This window comes from Streptomyces alkaliphilus, from assembly GCF_014141535.1.
GTDB classification, from domain to species: Bacteria; Actinomycetota; Actinomycetes; order Streptomycetales; family Streptomycetaceae; genus Streptomyces; species Streptomyces alkaliphilus.
Window position 1 is genome coordinate 1 of record NZ_VKHT01000581.1, and the last position, 3330, is coordinate 3330.

Annotated in this window: 3 protein-coding genes; 1 reads left to right on the forward strand and 2 read right to left on the reverse strand. The window is 73.4% G+C overall.

All coding sequences use genetic code 11. The annotated features are described in order from the left end of the window. Positions 1-646: PfkB family carbohydrate kinase (locus tag FNQ90_RS16970; RefSeq protein WP_323380019.1), on the reverse strand; the 646-nt coding region annotated here is incomplete at its 3' end. 279 nt (positions 647-925) lie between these two features. Between FNQ90_RS16970 and FNQ90_RS16975 the strand changes: the two genes are divergently transcribed. Continuing rightward, positions 926-1723 (forward strand): hypothetical protein, encoded by a 798-nt coding sequence (locus FNQ90_RS16975; protein ID WP_182607162.1) that lies wholly within the window; start codon positions 926-928, stop codon positions 1721-1723. A gap of 36 nt (positions 1724-1759) precedes the next feature. Here the strand turns inward: FNQ90_RS16975 and FNQ90_RS16980 are convergent, their stop codons facing one another. Beyond that, entirely contained in the window at positions 1760-3307 is a 1548-nt protein-coding gene (locus tag FNQ90_RS16980; protein WP_182607163.1) for a polyamine aminopropyltransferase, read from the reverse strand. Between the last annotated feature and the right edge of the window lie 23 nt (positions 3308-3330).

Below are 3330 nucleotides of genomic sequence, written 5' to 3' on the forward strand. Positions count from 1 at the left end.
CCCCCAGGGTGACGGCCACCAGCCGCGGTCCCTCGGCCAGCAGCCGACGGGCCGACCGTTCCGGGGACTGCCCCGGGTACAGCCATCCCAGGTCCTCGTCGCTCGCCTTGAGCACGTCGGTGACCGCCGCCAAACGCCGCACGGCGGCCCGGTACCGCTCGCGGTCGGGCTGCACCGCCGGCCGCACGTTGAGATCGGCCGCCACGCTCACCCCCTCCTCGCGCTGCCGGCCGCACAGTTCCAGCACCCGCCGGGCCCCCGGGTCGAGCACCACCGCCAGGGAACCGGTGTGGATCACGGCGGTGTCGGCCGGCACGCTCAGCTCGTCAGGCGCCCAGGAGGCGAGGAACTCGTAGCGGGCCGCGCCGGAGTCGTCCAGGTGGGCGAGGGCCACGGTGGTGCTGCCGGAGGAGGGCATCCACCGCACCTCCAGGCCCGCCTCCTCCACCCGGGCGCGCACCAGCTCGCCGGGCGGGTCGTCGCCCCGGGTGGTGACGAGGGTGACCTCACGGCCCAGGCGGCGCAGACCGACGGCGACGTTGGCGGGGCTGCCGCCCGCCACCGCCCTCGGCTGATCCTCCCCCTTGCGCCACAACAGATCGACCAGGGACTCCCCCACCACGGTGACGCGGGCGGCACGGCGCACGATACGGCTCCTTTCCGAATACCCGGGCGCGAACGGTTCGCACCGGCGCCCGACGTGGCACATCGTCCCCCGTGGCGGGGGCGGCGGCAAGATCACGCCGGTTCCGCTCCACCGCCCCGCGCGGGCGCGGTCCCGGGCTCCGGCGGAACCCCCTTGGCAAATCAGCCCGGTTCGGCAGAATCGAGCGGGGGTATCGGTCCGTCGGAATCCGTCGGGCCGGAACCGCCCGCCCACCGTAGACCGTCGATCATCACCGAGGACCCGAGGGAAGGGAGCACGGTGCCCGGCTTCACCGTGGACATCACCGGCACCACCGGCATGCGGACCGGGGAGTGGGCGGACGGGGAACAATTCCTGATCCTGCCCGACGACCGGGGCACCGCCGACGAACCACCGGCCCGGGTGCGCCTGGTCGCCCCCGACACGGCGGTGTCCCCGGGCGGCTCCCCCCGCCGCGCCGCGCAGATCGGCCTGCGGGACGACGCGGCCGGCGCGGACGCCGGCGCGCACGGCGGCGGGGTGAGCGTCGCCGACGTGGAGGAGCGCACCGCCCGCCGGGCGGGGATGCCGCACCCGATCCTGCTGCTGGACGGCCCGACCGGCGAGCGGCTGTGCACGGTGCTGCCGGAGGAACCGGGGACGCCCGAACCCCTGCGCTTCCGGGTGGAGGACGGTGACGGGCTGGAGCTGTGCCGGATCGTGCGCCGGCCCTCGCGGATCGGCCGCCGGGCGTACTGGCGGATCCTCTTCCCCGACGGTCGGCCGGCGCTGACCGGGCATCGGGGCACGTGGATCGGCTGGATCGGCTTCGCGCTGACCTTCCCCCTCTGGCTGCTGTTCTTCGCCGGGTCACTGCTGGTGGCGGCGGTGACCATGGGCGGGGTGAGCGAGATGCTGGTGTGGGGCGCCCCCAAGCGCACCACCTGGCGCACCCGGTGGGCCCCGCCGCTGGTGGGCAACGCCCTCGACTTCCGCTACCTGCGCTGCGGCTACCGCTGGAGCCCGAAACTGGTGGATCCGCGCATCGCCTGGGCCCAGGCCTCCCTGCACCACTTCCGCAAGATGCACAAGGACTGACGGCCGGTCACGGCGCCGACCGCCGGGCCCCGGGGGTCAGTTCTGGCGCCACTCCCGGTTGCGGTACTCCAGCACCACCGGGTGCATGAGGGTGCTGGCGCGCACCCCCGGGTCGCGTCGGTCGACGGGGAAGACGGTGGCGGCCCCCAGCACGGCCTCGTCCAGGAAGCGCAGTTCGGGCCGCTCGGCGGGGGGCGCCAGTTCCGGCTCGGGGGCCCGGTCGCCGGGGACGGCCAGCACGTAGCCCCAGTTGCCGAAGCTGGGCACGTCCACCTGGTACGGGGTGGTGCCGAACCCGGCCTCCCGGATGCCCGTCTCGATGGACCAGAAGGTGCGCGGCGCGAAGTAGGGGGAGCCGGCCTGGACGACGAGGTGTCCGTCGGGGTCCAGGACCCGGCCGATGAGGGTGTAGAACTCCACCGAGTAGAGCTTGGCGGTGGCGATGTCCTGCGGGTCGGGCAGGTCGGTGATCACCACGTCGTAGGGGCCCCGGGCCTCCCGCAGCCAGCCGAAGGCGTCGTCGTTGACGACCGTGACCCGCTCGTCGGCCAGGGCGTTGTCGTTGAGTTCGACCAGGGGGTCCCACTCGCGGGCGAGGTCGGTCATGGCGGGGTCGAGGTCCACGAGGGTCACCGACTCCACGTCCGGGTAGCGCAACACCTCGCGCAGGGCCAGCGCGTCGCCACCGCCGATGATCAGCACCGAGGAGCGTTCGCCGGCGAGCGCCGGGTGCACCAGCGCCTCGTGGTAGCGGTATTCGTCCACCGAGGAGAACTGCAGGTCACCGTTGAGGAACAGCCGCAGATCCTCCATCCCCAGCAGGCCGGGGGCGTGGGTGACGACGATCTCCTGGTAGTCGGTGCGCTCGGCGTGCGCGATGGGGTCGCGGTACAACTGCTGGCGGGCGGTGACCTCGAAGCGGTCGGCCAGGGCGAACGCCCCGGCGAGCACCACCAGGACGCCCACCATGCCGGCGACCAGTCCCGCGCGGACCGGGGGGCGGACCCGGGCGCGGAAGATCCACAGCACCACCGCGATGCCGGCCACGGCGTTGACCCCGCCGACCACCAGCGCGCCCTTGATCTGCCCGAACAGCGGGAGCAGCAGGAGCGGGAAGCTGAGACCCCCGAGGAGGGCGCCGATGTAGTCGACGGCGAACATGTCGGCGACCGCCCGTCCGGCGTCCTGCCGGCGGATCCACTGCAACATGGTCATCAGCAGCGGGATCTCCGCCCCGATCAGCACGCCGACGACGAAGGCGATGACGACCACGGCGACGGTGTAGATGTTCAGCCACGCGAAGGCCGCGTACAGCAGGAGCACCGACAGGCCGCCGACCAGGGCCAGTACCCCCTCCACGATCGCGAACGCCTCGATCGCGCGGCGTTGCAGGGGTTTGGCGGCCAGCGAGCCGACGCCCATGGCGAAGACCATCACCGACAGCACGATGGAGGTCTGCAGGACGGTGTTGCCGATCAGGTAGCCGCCCAGGGCGACCAGGGCCAATTCGTAGACCAGGCCGCAGGCGGCGCAGACGAAGACCGAGAGCAGCAGCAGGAACCGCGCGCCGCGGGCACGCGGCATTCCTCCGCCCCCCTCCCCGTCCC